Source organism: Bacillus sp. FJAT-45066 (assembly GCF_002335755.1).
In the GTDB taxonomy this organism is placed as follows: domain Bacteria; phylum Bacillota; class Bacilli; order Bacillales; family Bacillaceae_I; genus Bacillus_CD; species Bacillus_CD alkalisoli.
Genome location: NZ_NISQ01000001.1, coordinates 1,594,393 through 1,618,850, shown reverse-complemented (window position 1 = coordinate 1,618,850; position 24,458 = coordinate 1,594,393). Strand labels below are relative to the sequence as shown.

Below are 24,458 nucleotides of genomic sequence, written 5' to 3'. Positions count from 1 at the left end.
TTCCTTACTTTATCATTTTCTATGTACGTGAATCAATTTCAAATTTCGGTTCGTTTAATGAAAAACGATTATTTTAGTGTAGCACATATAAATATATGTTCGTTTATTAAGGTGTATAAACACAGAATACGATGCTATCATTCGTTTTTCGTATAGTAGTCATACATTTTGAACGGACTCACGTAATAAAGAAAAAAAAACCCTGCACTAAAAATAGTAGCAGGGTCCTTCTATCACTTAATTCACATTAAGTTTAGAAGGCAAAGGGAGAGGAGAAACCGGAGGAAGAACTTATGGGGAAACGTAAGTCTTCTCCGCGGTTGGCAACAACATCACACAAAGGATGTTGTTACCCTAAGTATGAACCAAAAGATGGAAGTATATACCCAAGAGGCTTTTTTTATTTATTAATATGAAATTCTTTTGAAAAGTTGTCGAATATGGTAGGATATTGGTGACTTAATTTAACAAACTAATAGAAAAATATGCGGTGATGATAATGAGAGTAATTTCAGGAGTATATAAAGGTAGACAGTTGAAAGCGGTTCCGGGGATGAACACTCGTCCAACAACAGATAAAGTGAAGGAATCCATCTTTAATATGATTGGACCATATTTTGAAGGTGGAATAGCACTGGATCTTTTTGGTGGCAGTGGAGGCTTAGGAATTGAGGCACTAAGTAGAGGTATAGACAAAGTAGTTTTTGTAGATAAAGACGGCAAAGCTATTCAAACAATAAAGAAAAATGTAGAAGAGCTAAAGTTAAACGATTCGGTAGAGATTTATAGAAATGATGCGATAAGAGCTCTAAATGCCATTAATAAAAGAGAAGATATACGTTTTGATTTAATATTATTAGATCCTCCCTATAAGCGTCATCAATTAGAATTACTACTTGAAACCATTGAGGAATATAAGCTTCTAAAACAAGATGGTATTATAATGGCTGAGCATAGTAATGAAGTAAAATTGCCAGACATCATCGGTTCATTACATATTAGTAAAAAAGAAACATACGGAACAACAGTAATCTCAGTGTATAAACAACAATAGGAATAAGGGGGTAGGGGAAATGACTAGCATTGCAGTTTGTCCAGGAAGCTTTGATCCAGTTACATTAGGACATTTAGATATTATTAAAAGGTCTGCAAAAGTTTTTGATACGGTGTATGTTTGTGTTTTAAATAATTCTTCTAAAAACTCGTTATTTTCAACAGAAGAAAGAGTAGACTTATTAAGAGAAGTAACGAAAGAATTGCCAAATATTAAGATTGATTCATTTTCTGGCTTATTGATCGATTATGCTAGAAGTAAAAAAGCAACATCTATTGTTAGAGGATTAAGAGCAGTTTCTGATTTTGAATATGAGATGCAAATAACTTCTGTAAATAGGGTGTTAGATGACAACATCGAAACGTTGTTTATGATGACAAACAATCAATATTCTTTTTTAAGTTCTAGCATCGTAAAAGAAGTTGCGAAGTATAATGGGGACGTTTCAGAGTTGGTTCCACCATTTGTGGAGCAGGCGCTAATTAATAAATATAAATCTTAGATGAAAAAGAAGAAGGGCTTTGTCACATACGAGTCCTTCTTCTTTTTTGGTCTGTAAATGTAATGAGAATATAAATCGTTAAAAACAGAAGAGTAAGTGGCGGTCCAATAGTAGCTAACGTATCCATAGTCTTTTCTATAAATCCCTTTTCTATAAAAGGGGAGAATACCGGAACGTCAACACTCGAATCGTGAAAGCCGCTAAGCTTTTTGTTTAAAGGCTCCCAAAGTATATAAGCTAACGTTGCAGCAAAAAAAGCGTGTAAAATACGGGCCAAGAAAAATGGGGTGAATCTTATATCCGTTTCAGCAAGTATGCTAGCCACTTGCGCCTGTACGCTAAACCCACAGAAAGCTAAGAAAAAGCTTGTAACGATAACCTGCTCCTTTAATCCTACTCCTGTTACTTCACTTGTTAATTTTGCTCCTAATGTTATTTCAAAGATCCCAGAAATAAGCGGTAAGCTAAAGTCCTTAGATAGATGAAAAATACTCAATAAGACACTAACTAAACCTGCGATAAGAGCTGTAACATTCACTAACGTAAGAATATTATTTAATACCGAAAATAAAATAATAAATCCGCCAATCATGAGTAATGTTTGTACAGAAGAAGAAACAGCATCCCCTAATAATTTACCGAATGGCTTATTATTTTTTATTCTCGTTCGGTGTAGTTGTCTAAACGCTTCTTTTAAAGAAGATTTAACTTGTTTTGACGATTTTCCTTCTTGTTGAAGACTTTCTTTTTCTTTCCCACCATGAAACCTCATTGCTACTCCAACAAGTATGTTACCTAAATAGTGTGCCATTGCTAAAATGATTCCTATTTTGGGATTATGGAAAAAACCAATGGAAATAGCCCCAAATATAAATAGAGGATTAGATGAATTTGTAAAAGAAACTAGTCGTTCTGCTTCTATCTTTGTTATTTGTTTTTCTTGTCTTAATCGAGCGGTTAGTTTAGCTCCTGACGGATAGCCAGATGCCATCCCCATTGCTAGAACAAAACCACCTACTCCTGGAACACGGAATATCGGTCTCATTAAAGGTTCGAATAATACTCCTATAAAAGCTACGACACCAAAAGCTATTAGCAATTCACTAATAATGAAAAAAGGAAGTAAAGAAGGAAAAACTACTTCCCACCACATCTTTAATCCACGAATCGATGCTTCTAATGCTACTTTGGGAAAGAGAATTAATGATACGGTTAAAAAAGTAATGATGAATGCAAAGATTATGGTCCTAAGTTTTGATAAATCCAATGGTTCTTCCTCCCAATCAACAAACTGAAAATAATTTTTGTGTTTTTTCACTTGACTAAGTTTTAGAACGCTGTTGATTGTAACACGAGTCTCCGCTCCCCGCTTCTCCCCCGCAGGAGTATCCAACTTGTGCTACAATCAACAGCTAGAATGTAAAAAAACGCAAAATCAGCCTTTATCTCAGCATTTTTCTAAAGTTCAAAAATTGATATTTCCTTTATTTGAGTTTATTTGTTCAAGAATGAACGGGTTTTTGTTAGAATAGTAATTATTAACTGTTAAAAATGGTAATTGTAAAAATAGTTGTCCATCTACATTTCAATATACGAGCATAGCTATCTTATTTAGAACAAATAATTCGAACTTCCTTTGGGGGTAATAAGGTTGAGTAAACCAAAAATTGCAATTGCACTAGGTTCTGGTGGAGCTAGAGGATTTGCCCATTTAGGTGTTTTGAAAGTATTAGAAGAAGAAAATATACAGGTAGACTATATTGCTGGAAGTAGTATGGGAGCGTTGATAGGTAGTTTTTATGCAACAGGTCATGACATGGATCGAATGTATAAGATAGCTACTGCCTTCCAACGTAAATATTATTTAGATTTTACCGTCCCGAAAATGGGTTTTGTAAGTGGAGATAGAGTGAAACAACTAATTTCCATGTTCACCCACGGGAAGAATATTGAAGACTTAAAGATTCCATTCGCCATCGTTGCAACTGATATTGAAAAGGCCGAAAAAGTAGTATTTACGAAGGGGTCAGTTGCTGAAGCAGTTAGAGCTAGTATTTCCATTCCGGGTATCTTTGTTCCGGTGCGAGTAGATGGCCGTCTATTGGTAGATGGTGGAGTCTTAGATAGAGTGCCTGCATCAGTTGCAAAAGAAATGGGAGCTGACATAGTCATAGCGGTTGATGTATCACAAGTAAAAAGTAATGACGGAATACACTCTATTTTTGATGTTATATTACAAACCATTGATATTATGCAAAATGAACTAGTAAAAAGAAGTGAATTAGAAGCGGATGTTATGATTCGTCCCCCTGTTGCTCATTTTAGCTCGAGGGCCTTCACAAATATCGATGAAATAATCCGTATTGGGGAAGAAGAGGCAAGAAAACAATTGCCTGTCATTAAAAAAGTTTTGCAAGACTGGAAGGAGCGGCACGAGGGTGAAGAATAGATTTTTAGTAAGGTCATTAGTATTAGGTATTATATTAGCACTCCTATTAAATTTTATAACGTTACCTTACTATGTAACGAGACCAGGATTTGCTCAAGACTTACAACCTATTGTGGTAGTTGAGGACGGGTATGATCATGATGGTAAATTTATGTTAACGACCGTTAAAATGGGTAAGGCGAACATTTTTACTTATTTGTATTCTAAATGGAACGATTATTATCTTACTTATCCAATAAAAGATATTTTGCAAGAAGGAGAAACGGACCAAGAATATACAAACCGTCAATTATATTACATGGAAAACTCTAAAGAAACAGCAATTAAGATTGCTTATGAAAAAGCCGAGAAAGAAGTAACGGTCGACTCACGTGGAGTTTATGTACTTCGAATTGTAGCAGGTATGCCTGCGGAGGACGTCCTGCAATTTGGAGATAAAATAATTTCAGTTAATGGAGTAGAAACAGCAACAGCAGAAGCTTTCATGGATCTAGTAGCCCAAAAGAGTGTGGGAGATACAATTAGCATAACTTTAGTTCGTGATGGTAATGAAGAAGGTGTTTCCGTTACATTACAGCCATTTCCTGATGATAAGGAAAGAGCTGGGGTTGGTATTCAGTTAGTAACAGACTTTGACGTAAAAACGAATCCTTCTATTGAGATTGACTCTGCCAAGATTGGTGGGCCATCCGCAGGTTTAATGTTTTCACTTGAAATTTATAATCAATTAACAGAAGAAGATGTTGCGAAAGGTTATAAAATTGCAGGTACTGGTACGATAAATGAAAACGGAACAGTAGGACGTATAGGTGGGATTTCACAGAAAATTGTGGCAGCTCATAAGTCAGGCGTCGACTTTTTCTTTGCACCAAACGAAAATGGAGCGAGCAATTCAAACTACTTAGAAGCAGTAGCAGTTGCGAAAGATATTGGCACCCCGATGCAAGTTGTACCGGTGGACACATTTGATGAGGCAATTAACTTTTTAAAAGACCAGCAACCAAAATAACGAAGAGGCCGGGACAAATCTGAATTCTTATCTTTAAAAACCGAATAATTAAAATTAGACTTTTAAGCCGCAGATGATTGGAGTGCAAGCCTTCGCTTTCCGCGGGCGGTCTCGTGAGCCTCCTCGGCGCAAGCGCCTGTGGGGTCTCACTTAACACGCTTTCCCGCAGGAGTCTTCGGCTTGCACTCCAATCATCGGCTAGAAAAGTTAAAAATCCGAACGTAATCCCTTTGATTTTTGGGGAATCATTCGGATTTTTCTTCAATTCAATATAGTTGTGTCCCAGCCTCTTTTTAGAATTATTATAAAAAGGTTTGGCTTTCCTCATCGAAGCGAATTGGTGGTTGAGAAAATTCTTTGTTTATAAAATTACTTCTTACAGGCTCAATTAAACTCATGGAATATGCAACGGTCGCTCGTTTATCAAGCTCTAACATATGGTCAGCATTGCGTCCAATCTTCGTTACTAGTGGCACTGTTAACTCCTTCTTTATAGAGTTTAAATAATCTTGTCCTGCTTTAGACATGCCTAATAATCGAATATAGTTACTTCTATTATCTTTAGAAACCATCTTCATTTCTTGTTTTTTTGTATTTGTTAGTATATGTGTACACATCCGTTGAAGCCTTGTCCATGTATACCTCTTTGTTTTTAATTTAGTCATAAATTCATGGTATGTAGTACTATTTTTAATTATTTCTTGTATTCTGTTTTCTAGACCTTCTTCTACCTCATAAATGTCTGCAAGTTCGGAAATACTACTACTTAATACCTTATATTTTAATAAGGAAAAATAGTCTTCCCAACGATGATAGGTAGAGTGGTGTTTCTTGTACTCTAATAGTTGCTCATATGTTTTGATGGGAACATAGTTTTTTATTTCTTCAATCGTATTCGTCTCAAATAGATGCTTTCTTATACTAGTTGCACTTGCAATAGGTGAGGAATGAAAATGTTCGTCATGGTAGCCAGCTACTGTTCTTTCTATAGTTGAGGGCACTACCTTGCTATTTTGTTCTTTAATAGCTTTCACATAATGAAATCCAAGTATATTGTTAGGTTTTGTTAAATCAAGTGGTACTTTTTCATTCGTAAATTGTAAAAATGCTAAATTAGAGGCTTTAGGAAAACTATTACCTTCCTTAACAAATTTTTGAACAAGTCTATCATATGTTTCTTTCTCACTCTTAAGAAGTTCATATGTAATCTCAAAATCTTGAATATTTCCTTGTTCACTTCCAAAGCAAACAAAATCACATTTTAAACTAGAAAGAATGGAAATGGCCCCATTTGCAAACATTTCTGCTTTTTGTGTAGCAAATGCATATGGTAGTTCTATGACGATATCAATTCCATTAAGTAGAGCCATTTTTGTTCTTGTCCATTTAGAAACGAGGGCTGGCTCGCCTCTTTGTAAAAATTGGCCACTCATAACAGCAATTACTATATCCGCATCAGTTTGTTTTTTTGATTGTTGCAAATGAAACAAATGCCCATTGTGAAATGGATTATACTCTACTATGACACCTAAAGTTTTCATAAGCACATCCCCTAATAAAATATTTTCATTATTATCTATTCATCATGTTGTAAATACATTATAATGTACTAGTTGTAAAAGTTTCGCTTTCCTTTAATAAGAAAAGCATATTTTGACAATAATTATACAGTAAACAAGTGTAAAGAAAAAATATTGACAAATATAACTATGAAAGCTATAATTACTTTTGTTGCCTTGAGGTGATTTGTTTGTTGAAATGGACATTATTCCAGTTAAATCAGTTACAACATAGAGGATTACTTATTGATGAAACAATAGATGTTACTGAAGAAGCAAGATCTATTGAAAAAAATATTCGATCTGTAAGACCTGTTCATGTGACTGGTCGAGCTGATTTAAGTTCTAAAAAAGCTACTTTTCATTTAAAAATTGAAGGTAGCATGATATTACCGTGTTCACGTACATTAGTGGATGTGGACTATCCAATTAATATTAATACTACTGAAACTTTTTTATTTGAGCCTGTTAGTTACGAAGGAGAAAACGAGGAATTGCATTACATTGAGGGTGATGTTGTTAACCTAATTCCGATTATTGCGGAAAGCATTGCACTTGAAGTACCTTTGCAAGTCTATAGTGAAAATCCTGATTCTTCTGAAGCAGCTCCACAATCAGGCAATGGTTGGGGTGTTATTACAGAAGAAGATCAATCTGAAAAAATTGATCCTCGTTTAGCAGGCTTAGCTAAATTCTTTGATAAAAACAAAGAAGAATAGTTTTACTGGTAGGAAAAAGCAGTAATGAAACTGCGACTCTCTTTAAGGAGGTGGGAAAAATGGCTGTACCTTTTAGAAGAACATCTAAAACTGCAAAAAGAAAACGCCGTACACATTTTAAACTACAAGTTCCTGGTATGGTAGAATGCCCAAGCTGCGGTGAAATGAAATTAGCTCACCGTGTGTGCCCAGCATGTGGAACATACAAAGGGAAAGAAGTAGTAAATAAATAGTAAATAAAGTGATCACTTTATTTAATAGACCAAAAGCCTGGTATCATATGATATCAGGCTTTTGGTTTTTTTCTGGAATAAATTTTTATATTCCCTATTTGTGTTAAAGCTTATTGATTACAATTTAATACAAATACCTGTTGATTTCCGTGCAATGCTTAGACTCCTGCGGGAGAAGCGGGGGGCGGGAGACCCCACAGGCGCTTACGCCGAGAAGTAGGTTTTTTCACGACAGTGAAAATAACCTTCCTTTTTACCGACCGAGGAAAGCGAAGCCTTGCGCGGAAATCAACAGTTTCCTGTTATACCGCCATTTCGTTATAGCGTAGATTTGTAAAAATATAATTTTATCTGGAAATTTGGGTTTAAATCCAAAAGAAAGAAATTTATCCATAATTTAAAGATATATCTCGAAAAAACATTATATATCCGTATTTCCATCTTGTAATCCTAATCTGATTTCCTTAAAGTCATAATAAAGGGGGAATTACAAAATGCAGCACCAATCAAACAAAACAATCAAAATAATAGATAATCAAAATATAATGTGGTTTACAATCAATAGACCTGAAAAACGTAATGCGATAGACTTCGATGTAATGGATTCTTTGAAAAATGCACTATTAGAAGTGAAGGGAAATAAAAAAATTAGAGGATTTGTGATTACAGGTAGTGGAGATAGAGCCTTTTGTTCAGGAGGGGATTTGTCTGTATTCCATTCATTACGTACTAAAGAGCAAGCCTACGATATGCTAAGTAAGATGGGTAGTATTTTATATGATTTAATGGTATTACCAGTACCTACATTTGCGTATCTTAACGGAACAGCTGTAGGAGGGGGCTGTGAAATTGCTAGTGCTTGTGACTTCCGTATTGCCAAACAAAATGTAAAGGTAGGTTTTATTCAAGGAAAGTTAGGTATTACAACTGGGTGGGGAGGAAGTAGCATGCTTCTTGAGAGAGTAAACTATCCGGAAGCTATGCAAATGCTGTACTCTAGTAAACTTTACGAAGCAACAGAAGCTAAAGAAATAGGGTTTATTCAACATGTTGTTACAAAAAATTCTTATGGAGAACTAATGGGAAAAATACATAGTCAAATTGCTCCATCTGCTAATGTGTTAAGAAGCTATAAGATGGTCGCTATTCAAAAGTGGGAAGCTTCAAATTTAAAACAAAGAATGTTAGATGAAATAGAACAATGTTCCATACTATGGGAGAAAGACGAACATCATGATGCGGTTGATCAATTTTTAATGAAAGAATAAAGTGTTGTCCTACATACTTTTGCTAGTATTATTAGTCTATCTTTTTTCCAATTCGCATATGTATAGGATAAAAGCGTGTTTGGAGGGAGAATGGTATGTCGACTATTCGTCAAGATGCTTGGTCACAAGATGAAGACTTATTACTGGCAGAAGTAGTGTTGAGGTATATTAGAGAAGGTGGAACACAACTTGCAGCATTTGAAGAAGTAGGAAAAAAACTATCTAGAACTTCTGCTGCGTGTGGATTTAGATGGAATTCGTTTGTTCGTAAACAATATAAATCTGGTATTGAGCTAGCAAAAAAGCAAAGAAAAGAGTCAAAAAAAGGTGTAACTCCTAATGTGAGCTACGAGACAAATGAAGTTCAATCTGTGCTTACAGAAGAACAAACGGATACTTTGTCCATTTCAAACATTATCACATTTTTAGGTCAACTGGAGGAAATGGAAGCCAGCTATGTAAAATTACAAACGGAGAATCAATACTTAAAACAAAAAATTATAAAGTTAGAAAATGATATCAATTTCCTCACAGAAAAAAAGCGCGAGCTAGAAAGATCAATGAACTTAGTAGAAGAAGATTATAAAGCACTAATAGAAATAATGGAAAGAGCACGAAAAATGGTTGTGTTACAAGAAGAAGAAAAAAGTAAAGTGAAGTTTCAGATGGATAGAAACGGGAATTTAGAAAGAGTTCAAAAATAAATAAAAAATAACAGCTACCGATATCGGTAGCTGTTATTTCGTGAATATAGTTATTTTATTGGGCACTTACACCTTCGGGATACCAAACTAAAGGATTTTCACCTAAGTCACGTTCTACATCATACGTCACAGGGGTGAAGCCCATTTTAGTCCAGAATTCTGCTGATTTAACTTTTGGATTTGTTTTAATTGGTAAGTCAAAGCTTTTTGCAAAATTTACTAACTCTTTTCCGAAACCTTTATTTTGGTAGTTTTGTAGCACTTCTAATTTCCAGAGCTCTAAATAGTCCTGTTTTGGATCGAAGTATTTATCAAACTTTTTGTCAACGCGATATAAACTCATACGAGCTACTAGTTTTTCCCCATAATAAATACCGTAAAAAGGGGATTCACTATCATTTTCAATCATGTTATCTTGTAAATCTTCTAACATAGATAACTCTTGCATACCGTATTCTCTAAATTGTTTAAACTCTTCTAATGTTTTGTAGTTAATATTTAGTTTCTTAACTCCCATTGCAATTCCCCCTTTTTTCTACATTGCCATGAAATTGGATGCTTGGTGTTAATTACATCTCAATTGTATTCTTTATTATCATATCAAATGATAATTGTAGAATGAATAATTCTGAAACAATTACTATCATTATATAACAAAATAACAAATAATTCTGCATTATTTTCGTAAGCGTTTGCAATTTGTAGAAGGAAAAACAATTTTTTTGTAGAACTTACATAGAGGTAGATGTCTTATTCTTAGGCTATGTTAAAGTTTGTTGTTGAATTATAGTCAATCTAGCGGTTGATTTCCGCGCATATCGAAGACTCCTGCGTGAAAAGCGGGAAACGGGAGACCCGCAGGAGCGCTAGCGACGAGGAGGCTCCCGGCCCGCCCGCGGAAAGCGAAGATATGCGCGGAAATCAACAGCGGTGTTTAACAGAGCCTATATCTTAAAAGAATTACAATTTTTAGAACCTTGCACACGCATTTCAGACAGAAAGGGGAAAACTCATTGCATAAAATTTTAATTGCTAATAGAGGGGAAATAGCGGAAAGAATTATTCGCACATGTGAGAAATTAGGAATAGAAACTGTAGCAATCTTTTCGGAAAGTGATAAAGATATGCCATATGTTCATCTAGCTACTAAGGCAAGGTATGTAGGAGAAGCACATCCGCAAAAATCTTATTTAAATGTAAGTAATATATTAAATATAGCAAAAGAAGAAAATGTGGATGCAATTCATCCAGGTTATGGTTTTTTATCTGAAAATGCTCCATTTGCGAATCTTGTGAGAGAAGCTGGAATAAAATTTATCGGTCCATCAAGCGAAATTATTCAACTTATGGGAGATAAATTACAAGCGAGAAAAGAAATGAGAGTTGCAGGTGTACCTGTTGTACCTGGAACAGACGAAGCGATAGCAACGGTTGAAGAAGCATGTGCTATCGCAGATGATATCGGCTATCCTGTCATGCTTAAAGCAAGTGGCGGTGGCGGTGGTATTGGTATGCAACGTTGCGAAAATAAAGAAGACATTTTGAAAGCTTTTGACCAAACAAGAACAAGAGCGAAGGCTTATTTTCAAAATGATGAAGTGTTCGTTGAAAAGTGTATCGACAATGCGAGGCATATAGAAGTACAAGTTTTCGGAGACAGCCACGGAAATGTAGTTCATCTTTTTGAACGAAATTGTTCCGTGCAAAGAAGAAATCAAAAAGTTGTAGAAGAAGCTGTTAGTCCGTGTATGCCTGAAGATATTCGTCAAAAGATATGCCAAGCAGCTGTATTAGCTGCTAAACATGTTAACTATGAAAATGCAGGTACCGTCGAGTTTATCATGGGTGAAAATGGAGAGTTTTACTTTTTAGAAATGAATACAAGACTGCAAGTGGAGCACCCAGTAACAGAATCGATAACTGGCTTAGACCTCGTTGAATGGCAGCTTAAAGTTACTTCGGGTTATCCACTTCCATTGAAACAAGAGGAAATTCAACAAAATGGTCACTCGATCGAATATCGTATTTATGCAGAAGACCCTAAAACGTTTTATCCATCACCTGGATTAATTAATGAATGGTCATTACCTGAAGAAGAAGGAATACGAATTGATAGTGGTTATGGACCTGGCCTAAAAGTCACTCCATTTTATGACCCGATGATTGCAAAATTAATTATTACAGCTCCATCGAGAGAAGAAGCTATTCAGTTATCAGCTACTTATTTTGAGAAAGTTGAAATTACAGGTATAAAGACCAATATACCTTTACTAAAAGAGGTTGTTCAAAACGATTCTTTTAAAGAAGGGTCTTATAACACTAGCTTTTTACAAAAAGCTTTTGTTGCCAAATAAAAATTGACATCACGAAAGAAATTAGGAGGAAATGAAAATGAAGAAAATCGAAGCCGCAATGGCAGGTACAATTTTAAATGTATTAGTACAACAAGGTGAGGAAGTTTCTGCTGGTCAAACAGTAATGGTACTTGAATCAATGAAAATGGAGATTCCTGTAGAAGCGTCAGTTGAAGGGAAAGTAGCTAGTGTTACAGTTTCAATTGGTGACTTCGTAAACGAAGGTGACACTTTACTAGAGTTAGAATAAGACTGATTTATAATAAATTTGCTGTGTTAAAGGTTAGTGTTGACAAATAAATACTTTCCTGTTGATTTCCGTGCAAGGCTGAGACTCCTGCGGGAGAAGCGGTAAACGGGAGACCCCACAGGCGCTTGCGCCGAGGAGTAGGTTTTTTCACGACAGTGAAAATAACCTTCCTTTTTACCGCCCGCGGAAAGCGAAGTCTTGCACGGAAATCAGCAGCGGTCTTTTACACAGGCATTAAATTACACATAATTCATAATCTACTCGAAATTGCAACAAGGGGGATAAGAATGATTAAAACGAATGAATTAGAACAAAGACTACAAGAAACAGTAGATAAAATTAAACAAGGCGGTCATGAAAAATATCATGCTAAGCTAAAAGAACAAAATAAAATGTTTGTTCGAGATCGTTTAGCTCTATTATTTGATAATGGTCAATATGAGGAAGATGGTTTTTTTGCTAACAACCAAGCAGAAGGATTACCAGCTGATGGCGTTGTAACGGCAATTGGAAAAATACATGGCCAAACAGTTTGTGTAATGGCAAATGATTCTACTGTTAAAGCTGGTTCATGGGGTGCACGCACAGTTGAAAAAATCATCCGTATTCAAGAAACTGCTGAAAAATTAAAAGTTCCAATCCTTTACTTAGTAGATTCAGCAGGGGCAAGAATTACAGATCAATTAGATATGTTCCCGAATCGTCGTGGTGCGGGGAAGATTTTCTACAACCAAGTAAAATTATCTGGCGTTGTACCTCAAGTATGTATTTTATTTGGACCATCTGCAGCTGGTGGAGCATACATCCCAGCTTTTTGTGATATCGTTATTATGGTGGACGGGAATGCATCAATGTACTTAGGCTCTCCTCGTATGGCTGAAAAAGTCATTGGCGAAAAAGTAACATTAGAAGAGATGGGCGGGGCAAAAATGCACTGTTCCATTAGCGGATGCGGTGATATGTTAGCTGCAAACGAAGAGGAAGCAATAGCTGAGGCCCGAAAATATTTAACTTATTTCCCAGCAAACTTTGAACATGTTACGGCGCCTGTAGAGGCAGTTAGCCCGAGAGAAGGAAGAAGTTTAGCGGAAATTATTCCTGAAAATCAAAATGCACCTTTTGATATGTATGAAGCGATCGATCAACTAATTGATGATGGTAGTTTCTTTGAGATGAAAAAGCTATTCGCATCAGAGTTAATTACTGGTTTTGCAAGAATGGATGGCAAGGTAGTAGGTATTATCGCTAATCAGCCGAAAGTAAAAGGCGGCGTCCTTTTTGTAGATTCAGCCGATAAAGCAGCAAAGTTTATTACATTATGTGATGCATTCCATATTCCATTATTATTCTTAGCAGATGTGCCGGGCTTTATGATTGGTACGAAAGTAGAAAGAGCTGGAATTATTCGCCATGGTGCTAAGTTAATTGCTGCAATGAGTTCTGCTACCGTTCCAAAAATTTCTGTTGTTGTAAGAAAAGCATATGGAGCTGGTTTATATGCGATGGCTGGTCCGGCATTTGAGCCAGACTGTTGTATTGCATTACCAACAGCACAAATAGCAGTTATGGGTCCAGAAGCAGCGGTTAACGCAGTGTATTCTAATAAAATTAATGAAATTACAGACCCGAAAGAACGTTTTGCATATGTGCAACAAAAACATCAAGAATATAAAGAAACGATCGATATATATAAATTAGCATCAGAACTTATTGTAGACGAAATTGTTTCTCCGTCTGATTTAAGAAAAGTATTAATCCAACGTTTTGCTTATTACTCTACAAAAAATGTAATATTCAGCACAAGAAAACACCCAGTTTATCCAGTGTAAAATTAAAGCACCTCGTCTAGGGGTGCTTTTTAATATAAGTTAATAAAGAACATCAATAGGGGTTTACAAGAGATATTTATGTAATATATTTTTAACCATTAAAAATAAAGAATTGAATTTTAAAAGTAATATAGTTGATTTCAGTTGCAGGTGCGAGACTCCTGCGGGAGTGCGTTTTAAGTGAGACCCCCGCAAAAGCGAACGCCTGCAGCTGAAATCAACTGTTATAACCTATATTTACATTTTTAATGTAGCTTTTTTATAAGTAAATTGTATACACAAGTTCCATATTGTGGACATTCTTGTTACAATATAAACTAGAAAATAGGTAGAAAGAATGAGGAGGTTATTATGAGAGTAGGAATCATTGGCGCTGGGGCAGTCGGTATGCTTTTTGCTCATTACTTATCTACTACATTTAAAGTTTCATTATATGTTAGAAGACATGAACAAGCATTGCTTTTAAAAAATGGATTATGTATTTTACAACAAGACGAATTCGTCCACATAAATAAATCTATTGAAATAAAAGTTTTCGGTGAATGTCCGTTAGAAGAAAATGTACAAGTTGTAACGGTAAAGCAGTATTCACTAGAACCTATTATTGAAATATTTCAAAACTCTAAAAATGTAGATACGGTTATCTTTTTACAAAATGGAATGGGCCATATTGAACAGTTACAAAAATTAGAAAAAGAAATTTGGCTAGGTGTAGTTGAACATGGCGTTCGAAAAGAATCAGATAACACAATCACCCTTACAGGAATGGGTGAAACGAAGCTAGCACCTTTTAATCATCAAAATTATTCGAATCCATTTATTCATGAATGGGAAAGAAATAGAAATGACGCCTTTAAAGTTACTATTAAAGATAACTGGAATGAAGTTCTTACAACAAAGTTGATAGTTAATGCAGTAATTAATCCACTTACTGCATTGTTTCAAGTGAAAAATGGAGAATTGCTAAATAATAAAAATTATAAAAAGACAATGAGGTTACTTTTTGAAGAAGTTTACTCCATTGTTCCTGTTTCGAACAAGCAAAAGTTATGGGAACATATTGTACAAATTTGTTTGAAAACAAAAGAAAATTACTCATCTATGTATCGGGATGTAGAAAAGCGACAAAAAACAGAAATTGATGCTATTTTGGGATATATCCTTAGGAGGAGTCAAGAACAAAAACAGAATGCTCCACTAACACAATTCCTGTTTGAGTGTATAAAGGGGAAAACAGAGTAAAAATCATGAAAGGAAGAAGGAGAAGGATAGATGTCTACTATTTTTGCAGGATTATTTGCTACATTAGTCACGTTGCCTTTATTAACAATGTTTGTTATTTATTTTATTTCAAGAAAAATCACAAGAAGTAACAAAAAGTCATTTCATTATGCGATTGATCTATCAACGGTTTTTTTTATTCTTGCTGTTCATTACTTAATAGTAACTATATGGGGAAAGTCATTATTCTTAATTCTTACTTCAATTCTTTTGTTAATAGGTATTCTGATAGTTATCGTACAGTATAAAATTAGGGAAGAACTAGATTTTTCGAGGGTAGCGAAAGGGTTTTGGAGATTGAACTTCTTATTGTTCTTTGTTACATACTTTTGTTTGTCTTTATATGGAATCATCAAAAGAACGATGGAGACATTTGCAGCTTAGAGCATTATTTTTTGAGATTAATCGTAAGAATGCTATACTTCAGATAGATATCACTAACAATAATTAATAAATGACCTAGCATCAACTTAGAAAGGAAGCAAAGTATGGACGTTTTAGATTTATCTCTTCCTCCCATCTATCCATTTGCATCAGATTATATGAAGGAAAAAAAAGAATTGTTAGATTTCTTTTCATATAATCCATTTTCTCCTAATGTTTACAGAGAAAGGTTTGAAGAATTATTAAATAGACAGTACAACAATCGTATGGAACTATCAACGTATTTACATAAATGGAACTCGAAATATAATGCGAGTTTAGAAACGTTACGCAATGTTGAGAGATTAAATGATGAACAATCGGTTGTAGTAATAGGTGGTCAACAAGCCGGACTACTAACAGGTCCATTTTACACGATTTCCAAAATTATAAGTATTATTCAACTAGCGAAAGAACAAGAGGAGAGCTTGCAGGTTCCGGTTATTCCAGTATTCTGGATTGCTGGCGAAGACCATGACTTTCAGGAAATAAATCATCTTTTCGTATCAGATCATCATAAGATAAGAAAAGCATCTTTTAAAGATAAAACTGCAGGTAAAAAAATGATTTCAGAATTATCCATAAACAAGGATGAACTTAATAATTGGGTGAGAGAAATCTTCGCTTATTATCAGGAAACAGAGCATACAAATGACTTATTAAAAATGGTAGAGAGAGCAGTTGAACAATCGAATACATATGTTGATTTTTTTGCCTATTTAATAACCGCTTTATTTGCAAATGAAGGACTAGTTCTTCTTAATGCAGCGGACCCTGAATTACGAGAATTGGAGAAGAAGCATTTTCATTTGTTGTTAGAAAATCATCAAAATATAACGAATGAAGTGTTACATGTTCAAGAAAAGCTTTTTGCTCTTTCATATAAACCGATGTTAGAAGTTCAAGGAGATTCCACTAACCTGTTCTTCCACGATAATGGAGAGCGTAACCTTTTGTACTGGAATGATGAGGATCGTAACTTCTTCACCGCTGACGGGAAAATATTTGAAGAGCAAGAGTTAAAGGGACTATTAGAACAATCATCTGCATTATTTTCTAACAATGTAGTAACAAGACCTTTAATGCAAGATTTACTTTTTCCAACCTTAGCTTTTATTGCAGGGCCTGGAGAAGTGGCGTATTGGGGTGAATTAAAAGGGGCATTCTCTTCGCTAGCTCTTACTATGCCACCTGTAGTTCCACGCTTGCATTTTACAATATTAGAAAGAAGTGTGCATTCAACTTTAAATGAGTTGGAGGTAAGTTTGCAAGAAGCGTTAGAACATGGTGTTAAAGAGAAGCAAAAAGCAATTTTAAATGAATTAGAACTTAAAGAAATGGAAAATCAATTACAGGAATTCTATTCTAAATATAAATTATTACATAAAGAGTTAGGTGAATTTGGTAGTAACTTCACTCCTAATTTACAATCTAGTTTTCATAAAAATTGGGCATATATAGATAAACAATTTAATTATATGACTAGGTTAATGGAAAAATCAGCGTACGAAAAACATGAGAATTTAATGAAAAAATATGAGCGAGTTCAAAATGCATTAAGACCAAATGGTACACCACAAGAACGTACGTGGAACGTATTTTACTTTTTGAACATATATGGGTTGGATTTTTTAAATGCAATTTGTTCTTTAACATTAAAACATGATGGAATGCATAAAGTTTTAAAACCGTAAATCAAATTTGAAAAGCAGCAGAGGCCTAATCAATAGGCTATCTGCTGTTTTTGTTTTGACAAAATTAGTGAGTAAAATGGAGAAAATCATCTATTTGTAATAGAAGTTACCTTTTGTAAGTCTAGCTGGAGCAGAAAGCTACAATTTATCTATCAATTCGATAGAATGTCAAAAAATGTTGTAAAAAGATGAAAAACGAAAAAATTTTACGTATAAAGGATTTCTTTTTTGGGTAGAGAATAGTACAATAAAGTAAGTGGTGAGAAGTGGGGGATTGTGGTACATAGTAGAGGGAAAGTGGGGGAAACGACATGTTCATGGGAGAATATCATCATACAGTAGATGCAAAAGGTAGAATGATAATCCCTGCTAAGTTTCGTGAAAACTTAGGTGAATCGTTCGTTATAACCCGTGGACTTGACCAATGTTTGTTTGGTTATCCGATGTCAGAATGGAAAACCGTTGAAGAAAAGTTAAAACAACTTCCACTTACGAAAAAAGATGCCCGTGCTTTTACTCGATTTTTCTTTTCTGGTGCAACAGAGTGTGAATTAGATAAACAAGGAAGAGTTAATATTTCATCTCCGTTGTTACAATATGCACAACTTGATAAAGAATGTGTTGTCATAGGAGTTTCAAATCGTATAGAAATATGGAGTAAAGACAAATGGGAAAGTTTTGTGGAAGATTCTGAAGAGTCTTTTGCAGAGATTGCAGAAAATTTAGTTGATTTTGATCTATAAAAGCTCCTTCATTTAAGGATAAAAGGAATTGTTCTTTGAAAAGATATATACAAAGAACGAACTAATGAAAGGCTGTGGAAATTTTGTTTCACCACGTTACTGTTTTATTGAATGAATCTGTAGAAGGTTTAAATATAAAAGAAGATGGAGTCTATGTTGATTGTACCCTTGGTGGAGCAGGACATAGTTCTGAAATAGTAAAAAAGCTTTCTAGCAAAGGTAAATTAATTGCTTTTGATCAAGATGACGTTGCCTTAAACAATGCGAAAAAAGTGTTAGAACCATACTTAGATCGAGTTATTCTAGTGAAAAGTAATTTTAAATATTTAAAAGAAAAGCTTCATGAACTTGGGTTTCAAAAAGTAGATGGAGTCCTATTTGATTTAGGAGTCTCTTCTCCTCAATTAGATACTCCTGAAAGAGGGTTTAGTTATCACCACGATGCACCACTTGATATGAGAATGGATCAATCAAGTGATGTAACAGCTTATCAGGTCGTAAATGAATGGCCATATGAAAAGTTAGTACGAATCTTCTTTCAATACGGAGAGGAAAAGTTTTCGAAGTCTATTGCTAGAAGAATTGAAGAAAATCGAAAAATAAAGAATATTGAAACAACCTCTGAACTTGTAGAAGTGATAAAGGAAGGGATTCCAGCTGCTGCTAGGAGAACTGGTGGTCATCCAGCAAAACGTGTATTCCAAGCAATCCGCATTGCAGTTAACGACGAGCTTGGAGTCTTTGAAGAAGCGATACACCAGGCGATAGATGTAATTAGACCTGGAGGAAGAGTGTGTGTCATCACTTTCCATTCGTTAGAAGATCGTATATGTAAAGTAGCGTTTAAAGAAAAAAGTGAACTTCCACCATTACCACCAGGTTTACCAATCATACCGGAAGAGTTTCAGCCAATGTTAAAGTTAGTAAAACGAAAGCCAATTACACCGTCCGAAGAAGAACTTGAAGTGAATAATAGAGCTAGAAGTGCGAAGTTGAGAATTGCAGAGAAAATAAAAGAAAAATAAATAATGTGAAATAAGGAGGAGAGGAAATGAGTAATTTAGCACATAAACTACAACAGGAACAACAACAAAGGCAGCAACAATCAAGTAAACAACAAGTTTTAGTTAAAAAGAAGGCAAAAATAACTTTAGGGGAGAAGTTATTATGTGTTATGTTTATTGGGATGGTAGCATTTGGAGCGATACATTTAATTTCAAGTCATGTTACACTTTATGAAGTAAATCGTGAAATTCATGCTCTTGAATTTGATTTACAAAAGCAAACAAACGCTAACCGTGACTTAGAATTAAAAGTTGCGGAGCTAAACAACTATGAGCATTTATTAAAAAAGGCAAACGAATTAGGGCTTTCTTTAAACACAAATAATGTGAGAAATGTACGGGACTGATTTAGATGAAAGTATTTATACACAAAAAAAGAATACATTACGGAGCAGCAATTCTTTCAGGATTATTCACGTTGCTCTTTTTTGTTTTTATCGGCAGATTTTTTGTTTTACAAGTAACTGGAGAAGTGAGAGGGGAAAACTTATCTGATTATGCAGAAGGTAAGTACAATGTTACATATAATATTAATGCAGAACGTGGATCAATCTTAGATCGTAACGGTAATCCAATTGCCGAAGATATGCGATCATTTAAAATGGTAGCTGTCCTAGATGAATCGTTGTCCAAAAATCAAAAAAAGTTAAGACATGTTGCTGACCCAATTACAACTGCCCAAAAGTTAGCGCCATTATTAAATGTAGAAGAGTCTGAACTTATTGAAAGACTATCTAGAGAAGGTGCCAAACAAGTAGAATTTGGTGCATACGGTCGGGATATCCCTATCTTAGTAAAAGAAGAAATTGAGGAATTAGATCTTCCTGGCATCAGTTTTATAGAAGGATCTAAACGATTTTATGCAAACGGGATATTTGCCAGCCATGTTATCGGCTTTGCTAGAGAAAGTGATTCCGGAGAAGTTTCGGGAGTATTAGGGATTGAGAAAATGTTAGAAGATCATTTAAAGGAAGAGAATGGGAAGTTAACGCAAAAAAGAGATATGTCTAGGTTAAGACTACCTTTCGTAAAAGACTCAGATACTGCATTTACTCCTAAAAAAGATGGTCAGGATGTATATTTAACGATAGATAAAACCATTCAAACATTCTTAGAAGAAGCGATGAGTAAAGTTCAAGATGCATATACGCCGGAAAGGATAATCGGTATCGTCGCAGAACCGAAAACTGGAAAAATATTAGCGATGAGTACAAGGCCAACCTTTGATTTGAATACAAGGGAAGGGCTTAATACGAATTGGAATAACGATGCAATATCTTATCGATTTGAACCAGGTTCTACCATGAAGGTGTTTTCGCTTGCAGCAGCTATTGAAGAAGGTGTTTACAATGGATCTGAACTTTTTAAATCAGGTTCATTCCCTATACCGTCTGCACCACCTATTTATGATCATAATCGTGCTGGTTGGGGGGAAATTACGTTTGATGAAGGTGTACAAAGATCATCTAACGTTGCCTTTGCACTTTTAACAGATAAAATGGGTACAGATACACTAATGAGTTATTTGTCATCATTTGGTTTAGATGCACCAACTGGGATTGACTTACCTGATGAAACTTCGAGTATATTAAATTTTCAATGGTATCGTGATAGAATATCAACTGCATTTGGACAAGGTTCAGCCTTTACACCCATACAATTAGTGCAAGCAGCAACTGCGATTGCAAATGATGGGAAAATGATGCAACCTTATATTATTGATAGAATTGTAGATGTCAATAACGGGGAGGTTGTATTAGATAATGTACCAAAAGTGAAAGGGGAACCTATTTCTGAACAGACTGCTAAAAAGGTTAGGGGAATTTTAGAAACGGTTGTTACATCAGATGTCGGAACAGGACGACCTTATCGTTTAGAAGGCTATAATATTGCGATGAAAACGGGTACTGCTCAAATTTCTTCCTCTACAGGTGGTTGGTTAACAGGTCATGGTGAACATATCTATTCAGCTTTAGGGATGGCACCAACAGAAAATCCTGAAATTATTGTTTATGTAGCTGTAGAACGTCCAACAATTGCAGAATATGAAAGTGGAGCTGTTCCAGTATCATCTATATTTAATGCTGTTATGTTGCGTAGTTTGCAATATTTAAGTATTAAAAGAACGGATGAAACCCCATCCGAAACTAGTATTAAAAACAATATCGGTTTTGAAACGGACGACTATATTGGCAAAAATATATCAGAAATCGAGAACAATGAAAATGGTAAACAGACGGAAATAGTTGTAATTGGAAATGGAAATCAAGTTATGAAGCAAGTACCATATCCAGGGAAACAAATTATTCAAGGTGAAAAAGTATTCTTATTAACAGAAGAAGATACAACGATGCTTGATATGACTGGATGGTCGTTGAGAGATGTTTTAAAATATGCAAGTTTAATTGGAGTTTCTCCTAGGGTTATTGGTAATGGATATGTTACTAGTCAAAGTGTAGAACCAGGAAAGAAATTCAAAAGTGGTACGCAGCTTGTGATTGAATTTTCATCTAACAGACCAATCCCACCATTAAATGAAGAAGAAAATAGCGGAGTGAACTAAAGAAAAGGCTGGAACAAAACTATATAGAACGAAGAAAAATCCGAACATTATCCCTAATTTATTAGGATAAGTCGGATTTTTTTTATACCTTTCTAGCAGATGGTTGGAGTGCAAATCGAAGACTCCTCGAAAATGCTACCGCATTTCCTTACGAAGGATGTATCGCTCCGTAGTCTTCCTTGTCCTGCGGGAAAGCGTTTTAAGTGAGACCCCACAGGCGCTTGCGCCAAGGAGTAGGTTTTTTCACGACAGTGAAAAAAACCTTCCTTTTTACCGCCCGCAGAAAGCGAAGGTTTGCACTCCAATCATTTGCGATATAAAAGTATGACACTAATTGTTCATCTTTGGCAATAAATATTTAGTTATGTCCCAGCCTCTTCTTTTTTTTGTTAGTTACTTCCTAACCCCCTATACGTTTTGGACAGGTTCTATTAAGAAGTGTACGAGCATATACTTTGAACGACCTATGTCGCATGAAACGATAGCAATATCGAAAACTATTAACATTTATCGTGTGCTTAAGTAATGGCTGTGTTAAAACGTAGTGTGGATTTTTATATACTAACTAGTTGTTGATTTGCGCGGAAATCAACAGCATATTTTAACAAAGCCTAAAGGATAAAGGGGGCAATGTTTAATGCGAGTTTCGCACGTAACAGTACGGAGAAGGTTAACGGTTGTTTTATTAGTCGGTATTTTATTGTTTAGTATTATCGACCTAAGATTAGGCTATGTTCAATTTGCACTTGGAGATGTATTGACAGATAGAGCAAAAGACTCTTGGAGTAGAAACATAACATTTGAACCAGGCAGAGGAGAAATCCTTGATCGAAATGGAGTACCGCTTGCAACGAACATGAGTGCTCCAACTGTCATGGTTGTACCAAGACAAATTGTAGATCCTAACGTAGTCTCTGAAGAGCTAGCAAAAGTTTTAAACGCTTCCAAACAAAACATTTATACACAAATAACACAAAATACATCGATGGTAAGGCTAAAAGAAGGTAGGAAGATTACTCATGACAAAGCAAAAGACATTCGTGGTCTTGATTTAAAAGGAGTCTATATTGCGGAAGATTCAAAGAGACATTATCCATTTGGTAGTTATTTATCACACGTATTAGGATTTGCGGGTATTGATAATCAAGGATTAATGGGTCTTGAATTATATTATGATAAAGAATTAAAAGGACAAAAAGGTTATGTGCAATTCTACTCTGACGCAAAAGGTAGAAGGATGCCTGATATTGCGGATGACTATGTTCCACCAGTAGATGGCCATGATTTAGTGTTAACAATTGATTCAAAAGTGCAAACTATTATGGAAAATTACTTAGATTTGGCTTATGAAACATATAATCCAGATGGAATTATTGCCATTGCAATGAATCCTAAAAATGGAGAAATTTTAGCTATGTCTAGTAGACCTGATTTTGATCCAGCTAATTTTCAAAATGTAGCACCAGAAATATATAATCGTAACTTGCCAGTATGGAGTACGTATGAACCAGGCTCTACGTTTAAGATTATTACGCTAGCCGCAGCGCTAGAAGAAAATAAAGTAAACTTAATGAAAGATACGTTTAATGATGATGGTGCGGCAGAAGTAGCTGGGGCAAGACTTAGATGTTGGAAAAAAGGTGGACATGGACACCAAACCTTTTTAGAAGTAGTACAAAACTCTTGTAACCCAGGATTCGTAGAACTAGGACAAAGATTAGGGACAGATAAATTATTTGAGTATATTAAAAGTTTTGGTTTTGGCGAGAAAACTGGAATAGATCTACAAGGTGAAGGGAAAGGGATACTATTTAAACCAGAAAGAGTTGGACCTGTAGAACTTGCTACAACAGCATTTGGTCAAGGTGTTTCCGTAACACCTATACAGCAAGTAGCAGCAGTGGCTGCCGCTGTTAATGGCGGGATATTATATCAACCATTCATCGCAAAAGAATTTGTAGATCCATTAACAGGTAAAGTAGTTTCTCGAACAAATCCGGTACAAAAGAGAAGAGTTATCTCAGAGGAAACATCTAAACAAGTACGATATGCTCTTGAAAGTGTCGTTGCACAAGGCACTGGTAAAAATGCTTTTGTAGATGGTTACCGTGTTGGTGGAAAGACTGGTACCGCTCAGAAAGCGAAAGATGGTCGTTATTTAGAAAATAACCATATCGTATCATTTATCGGATTTGCACCAGCAGATGACCCTCAAATCGTTGTTTATTTAGCTGTAGATAACCCAAAAGGAACAGTTCAATTCGGTGGTGTAGTTGCTGCGCCTATCGTAGGGAATATAATGGACGATAGTTTACGAGCGATGGGTGTGGAGAAAAGAAAAGGACAAATTGAGAAAGAATTGGCTTGGCCGGATGTTCCTTTAGTAGAAGTACCTAACTTGTTAGGGATGACGAAGAGAGAACTACAACAACAACTCGTCTTGTTACAACTTGATATTAGTGGAGATGGAGATACGGTTGTGCAACAATCTCCTGCTCCAGGGGAAAAAGTAAAAGAGGGATCTAAAATAAGGGTTTATATGTCAGGTAAAAAAGATGATAAAAAGAATTAGTAAAATATATATGAACCGATAGAAAAGCAAAGCTTTTTTCGAAATAATATAATTCAGTGATGAGATGGCTTCAGGTTTTCCTGAAGCCTATCTATTTCTTTTTCTAAATTTGAGGATTATTCCTAACCTAAATAGGGAAATTAAGATAAAAAGAAAAATAATTTTTAGAGTAAATTAGAAGTAATTTT

Annotated in this window: 22 protein-coding genes; 19 read left to right on the top strand and 3 right to left on the bottom strand. The window is 35.2% G+C overall.

Annotated elements, in window-relative coordinates; genetic code table 11:
- Positions 1-499: 499 nt before the first annotated feature.
- Positions 500-1,054, top strand: a complete 555-nt coding sequence (rsmD, locus tag CDZ92_RS08170; protein ID WP_096154751.1) for a 16S rRNA (guanine(966)-N(2))-methyltransferase RsmD — start codon at positions 500-502, stop codon at positions 1,052-1,054.
- Between the two features lie 19 nt (positions 1,055-1,073).
- A complete protein-coding gene (gene coaD, locus CDZ92_RS08165) occupies positions 1,074-1,556 on the top strand; it encodes a pantetheine-phosphate adenylyltransferase (protein ID WP_096154750.1) in 483 nt (160 codons plus the stop codon).
- Positions 1,557-1,578: 22 nt separating this feature from the next.
- Here the strand turns inward: coaD and ylbJ are convergent, their stop codons facing one another.
- Positions 1,579-2,823, bottom strand: a complete 1,245-nt coding sequence (ylbJ, locus tag CDZ92_RS08160; RefSeq protein WP_096154749.1) for a sporulation integral membrane protein YlbJ — start codon at positions 2,821-2,823, stop codon at positions 1,579-1,581.
- 384 nt (positions 2,824-3,207) lie between these two features.
- Here ylbJ and CDZ92_RS08155 point away from each other — a divergent pair, with 384 nt between their 5' ends.
- Positions 3,208-4,005, top strand: a complete 798-nt coding sequence (locus CDZ92_RS08155) for a patatin-like phospholipase family protein (protein ID WP_096154748.1) — start codon at positions 3,208-3,210, stop codon at positions 4,003-4,005.
- A complete protein-coding gene (locus tag CDZ92_RS08150) occupies positions 3,995-5,014 on the top strand; it encodes a SepM family pheromone-processing serine protease (protein WP_096154747.1) in 1,020 nt (339 codons plus the stop codon). The genes CDZ92_RS08155 and CDZ92_RS08150 overlap by 11 nt, the downstream gene beginning before the upstream one ends.
- Positions 5,015-5,316: 302 nt before the next feature.
- Here the strand turns inward: CDZ92_RS08150 and CDZ92_RS08145 are convergent, their stop codons facing one another.
- The gene (locus tag CDZ92_RS08145; protein WP_096154746.1) at positions 5,317-6,555 is read right to left on the bottom strand and encodes a nucleotidyltransferase; all 1,239 of its coding nucleotides are present in this window, start codon (positions 6,553-6,555) and stop codon (positions 5,317-5,319) included.
- A gap of 212 nt (positions 6,556-6,767) precedes the next feature.
- Here CDZ92_RS08145 and CDZ92_RS08140 point away from each other — a divergent pair, with 212 nt between their 5' ends.
- The 4 genes from CDZ92_RS08140 (at position 6,768) to CDZ92_RS08125 (ending at position 9,497) form a co-directional block, all read left to right on the top strand.
- The gene (locus CDZ92_RS08140; protein WP_096154745.1) at positions 6,768-7,292 is read left to right on the top strand and encodes a YceD family protein; all 525 of its coding nucleotides are present in this window, start codon (positions 6,768-6,770) and stop codon (positions 7,290-7,292) included.
- Between the two features lie 59 nt (positions 7,293-7,351).
- Positions 7,352-7,525 (top strand): 50S ribosomal protein L32, encoded by a 174-nt coding sequence (rpmF, locus tag CDZ92_RS08135; RefSeq protein ID WP_096154744.1) that lies wholly within the window; start codon positions 7,352-7,354, stop codon positions 7,523-7,525.
- Between the two features lie 494 nt (positions 7,526-8,019).
- Positions 8,020-8,793, top strand: coding sequence for an enoyl-CoA hydratase/isomerase family protein (locus CDZ92_RS08130; protein WP_096154743.1), 774 nt, complete (start codon positions 8,020-8,022; stop codon positions 8,791-8,793).
- Positions 8,794-8,888: 95 nt separating this feature from the next.
- On the top strand, positions 8,889-9,497 hold the full coding sequence (locus CDZ92_RS08125; RefSeq protein WP_096154742.1) for an RsfA family transcriptional regulator: 609 nt from the start codon (positions 8,889-8,891) through the stop codon (positions 9,495-9,497).
- A gap of 55 nt (positions 9,498-9,552) precedes the next feature.
- Here CDZ92_RS08125 and CDZ92_RS08120 read toward each other — a convergent pair whose 3' ends face one another.
- On the bottom strand, positions 9,553-10,014 hold the full coding sequence (locus CDZ92_RS08120) for an N-acetyltransferase (protein WP_176483736.1): 462 nt from the start codon (positions 10,012-10,014) through the stop codon (positions 9,553-9,555).
- 496 nt (positions 10,015-10,510) lie between these two features.
- On the opposite strand from CDZ92_RS08120, the gene CDZ92_RS08115 reads away from it, so the two are divergent.
- From CDZ92_RS08115 to CDZ92_RS08065, 11 genes are all read left to right on the top strand, one after another.
- Complete coding sequence (locus CDZ92_RS08115) at positions 10,511-11,851, top strand: acetyl-CoA carboxylase biotin carboxylase subunit (protein ID WP_096154740.1); 1,341 nt, start codon at positions 10,511-10,513, stop codon at positions 11,849-11,851.
- Between the two features lie 37 nt (positions 11,852-11,888).
- The gene (locus tag CDZ92_RS08110) at positions 11,889-12,101 is read left to right on the top strand and encodes a biotin/lipoyl-containing protein (protein ID WP_096154739.1); all 213 of its coding nucleotides are present in this window, start codon (positions 11,889-11,891) and stop codon (positions 12,099-12,101) included.
- Positions 12,102-12,388: 287 nt separating this feature from the next.
- On the top strand, positions 12,389-13,930 hold the full coding sequence (locus CDZ92_RS08105; RefSeq protein ID WP_096154738.1) for an acyl-CoA carboxylase subunit beta: 1,542 nt from the start codon (positions 12,389-12,391) through the stop codon (positions 13,928-13,930).
- A gap of 351 nt (positions 13,931-14,281) precedes the next feature.
- Positions 14,282-15,172, top strand: coding sequence for a 2-dehydropantoate 2-reductase (locus tag CDZ92_RS08100; protein ID WP_096154737.1), 891 nt, complete (start codon positions 14,282-14,284; stop codon positions 15,170-15,172).
- Positions 15,173-15,202: 30 nt separating this feature from the next.
- Positions 15,203-15,595: a DUF3397 domain-containing protein gene (locus CDZ92_RS08095; RefSeq protein ID WP_096154736.1), complete on the top strand. Its 393-nt coding sequence runs from the start codon at positions 15,203-15,205 to the stop codon at positions 15,593-15,595.
- A 104-nt stretch (positions 15,596-15,699) separates the two neighbouring features.
- Entirely contained in the window at positions 15,700-17,328 is a 1,629-nt protein-coding gene (bshC, locus tag CDZ92_RS08090; RefSeq protein ID WP_096154735.1) for a bacillithiol biosynthesis cysteine-adding enzyme BshC, read from the top strand.
- A gap of 311 nt (positions 17,329-17,639) precedes the next feature.
- Positions 17,640-18,071: a division/cell wall cluster transcriptional repressor MraZ gene (gene mraZ, locus CDZ92_RS08085; RefSeq protein ID WP_096154734.1), complete on the top strand. Its 432-nt coding sequence runs from the start codon at positions 17,640-17,642 to the stop codon at positions 18,069-18,071.
- A gap of 83 nt (positions 18,072-18,154) precedes the next feature.
- On the top strand, positions 18,155-19,096 hold the full coding sequence (gene rsmH, locus CDZ92_RS08080) for a 16S rRNA (cytosine(1402)-N(4))-methyltransferase RsmH (protein ID WP_096154733.1): 942 nt from the start codon (positions 18,155-18,157) through the stop codon (positions 19,094-19,096).
- 26 nt (positions 19,097-19,122) lie between these two features.
- Positions 19,123-19,482, top strand: a complete 360-nt coding sequence (gene ftsL / locus CDZ92_RS08075) for a cell division protein FtsL (protein ID WP_096154732.1) — start codon at positions 19,123-19,125, stop codon at positions 19,480-19,482.
- A gap of 5 nt (positions 19,483-19,487) precedes the next feature.
- Positions 19,488-21,698, top strand: a complete 2,211-nt coding sequence (locus CDZ92_RS08070) for a penicillin-binding protein (protein ID WP_096154731.1) — start codon at positions 19,488-19,490, stop codon at positions 21,696-21,698.
- A 637-nt stretch (positions 21,699-22,335) separates the two neighbouring features.
- Entirely contained in the window at positions 22,336-24,270 is a 1,935-nt protein-coding gene (locus CDZ92_RS08065; RefSeq protein WP_096154730.1) for a stage V sporulation protein D, read from the top strand.
- Positions 24,271-24,458 lie beyond the last annotated feature (188 nt).

What these genes read in the sequence shown, in the direction of transcription:
- CDZ92_RS08070 (WP_096154731.1), top strand. Translation starts at nt 19,488, where the DNA reads ATGAAAGTATTTATACACAAAAAAAGAATACATTACGGAGCAGCAATT.
- CDZ92_RS08145 (WP_096154746.1), bottom strand. Translation starts at nt 6,555, where the DNA reads ATGAAAACTTTAGGTGTCATAGTAGAGTATAATCCATTTCACAATGGG.
- CDZ92_RS08110 (WP_096154739.1), top strand. Translation starts at nt 11,889, where the DNA reads ATGAAGAAAATCGAAGCCGCAATGGCAGGTACAATTTTAAATGTATTA.
- CDZ92_RS08130 (WP_096154743.1), top strand. Translation starts at nt 8,020, where the DNA reads ATGCAGCACCAATCAAACAAAACAATCAAAATAATAGATAATCAAAAT.
- CDZ92_RS08120 (WP_176483736.1), bottom strand. Translation starts at nt 10,014, where the DNA reads ATGGGAGTTAAGAAACTAAATATTAACTACAAAACATTAGAAGAGTTT.
- CDZ92_RS08095 (WP_096154736.1), top strand. Translation starts at nt 15,203, where the DNA reads ATGTCTACTATTTTTGCAGGATTATTTGCTACATTAGTCACGTTGCCT.
- CDZ92_RS08065 (WP_096154730.1), top strand. Translation starts at nt 22,336, where the DNA reads ATGCGAGTTTCGCACGTAACAGTACGGAGAAGGTTAACGGTTGTTTTA.
- rpmF (WP_096154744.1), top strand. Translation starts at nt 7,352, where the DNA reads ATGGCTGTACCTTTTAGAAGAACATCTAAAACTGCAAAAAGAAAACGC.
- CDZ92_RS08105 (WP_096154738.1), top strand. Translation starts at nt 12,389, where the DNA reads ATGATTAAAACGAATGAATTAGAACAAAGACTACAAGAAACAGTAGAT.
- ftsL (WP_096154732.1), top strand. Translation starts at nt 19,123, where the DNA reads ATGAGTAATTTAGCACATAAACTACAACAGGAACAACAACAAAGGCAG.
- CDZ92_RS08100 (WP_096154737.1), top strand. Translation starts at nt 14,282, where the DNA reads ATGAGAGTAGGAATCATTGGCGCTGGGGCAGTCGGTATGCTTTTTGCT.
- rsmD (WP_096154751.1), top strand. Translation starts at nt 500, where the DNA reads ATGAGAGTAATTTCAGGAGTATATAAAGGTAGACAGTTGAAAGCGGTT.
- bshC (WP_096154735.1), top strand. Translation starts at nt 15,700, where the DNA reads ATGGACGTTTTAGATTTATCTCTTCCTCCCATCTATCCATTTGCATCA.
- mraZ (WP_096154734.1), top strand. Translation starts at nt 17,640, where the DNA reads ATGTTCATGGGAGAATATCATCATACAGTAGATGCAAAAGGTAGAATG.
- CDZ92_RS08125 (WP_096154742.1), top strand. Translation starts at nt 8,889, where the DNA reads ATGTCGACTATTCGTCAAGATGCTTGGTCACAAGATGAAGACTTATTA.
- coaD (WP_096154750.1), top strand. Translation starts at nt 1,074, where the DNA reads ATGACTAGCATTGCAGTTTGTCCAGGAAGCTTTGATCCAGTTACATTA.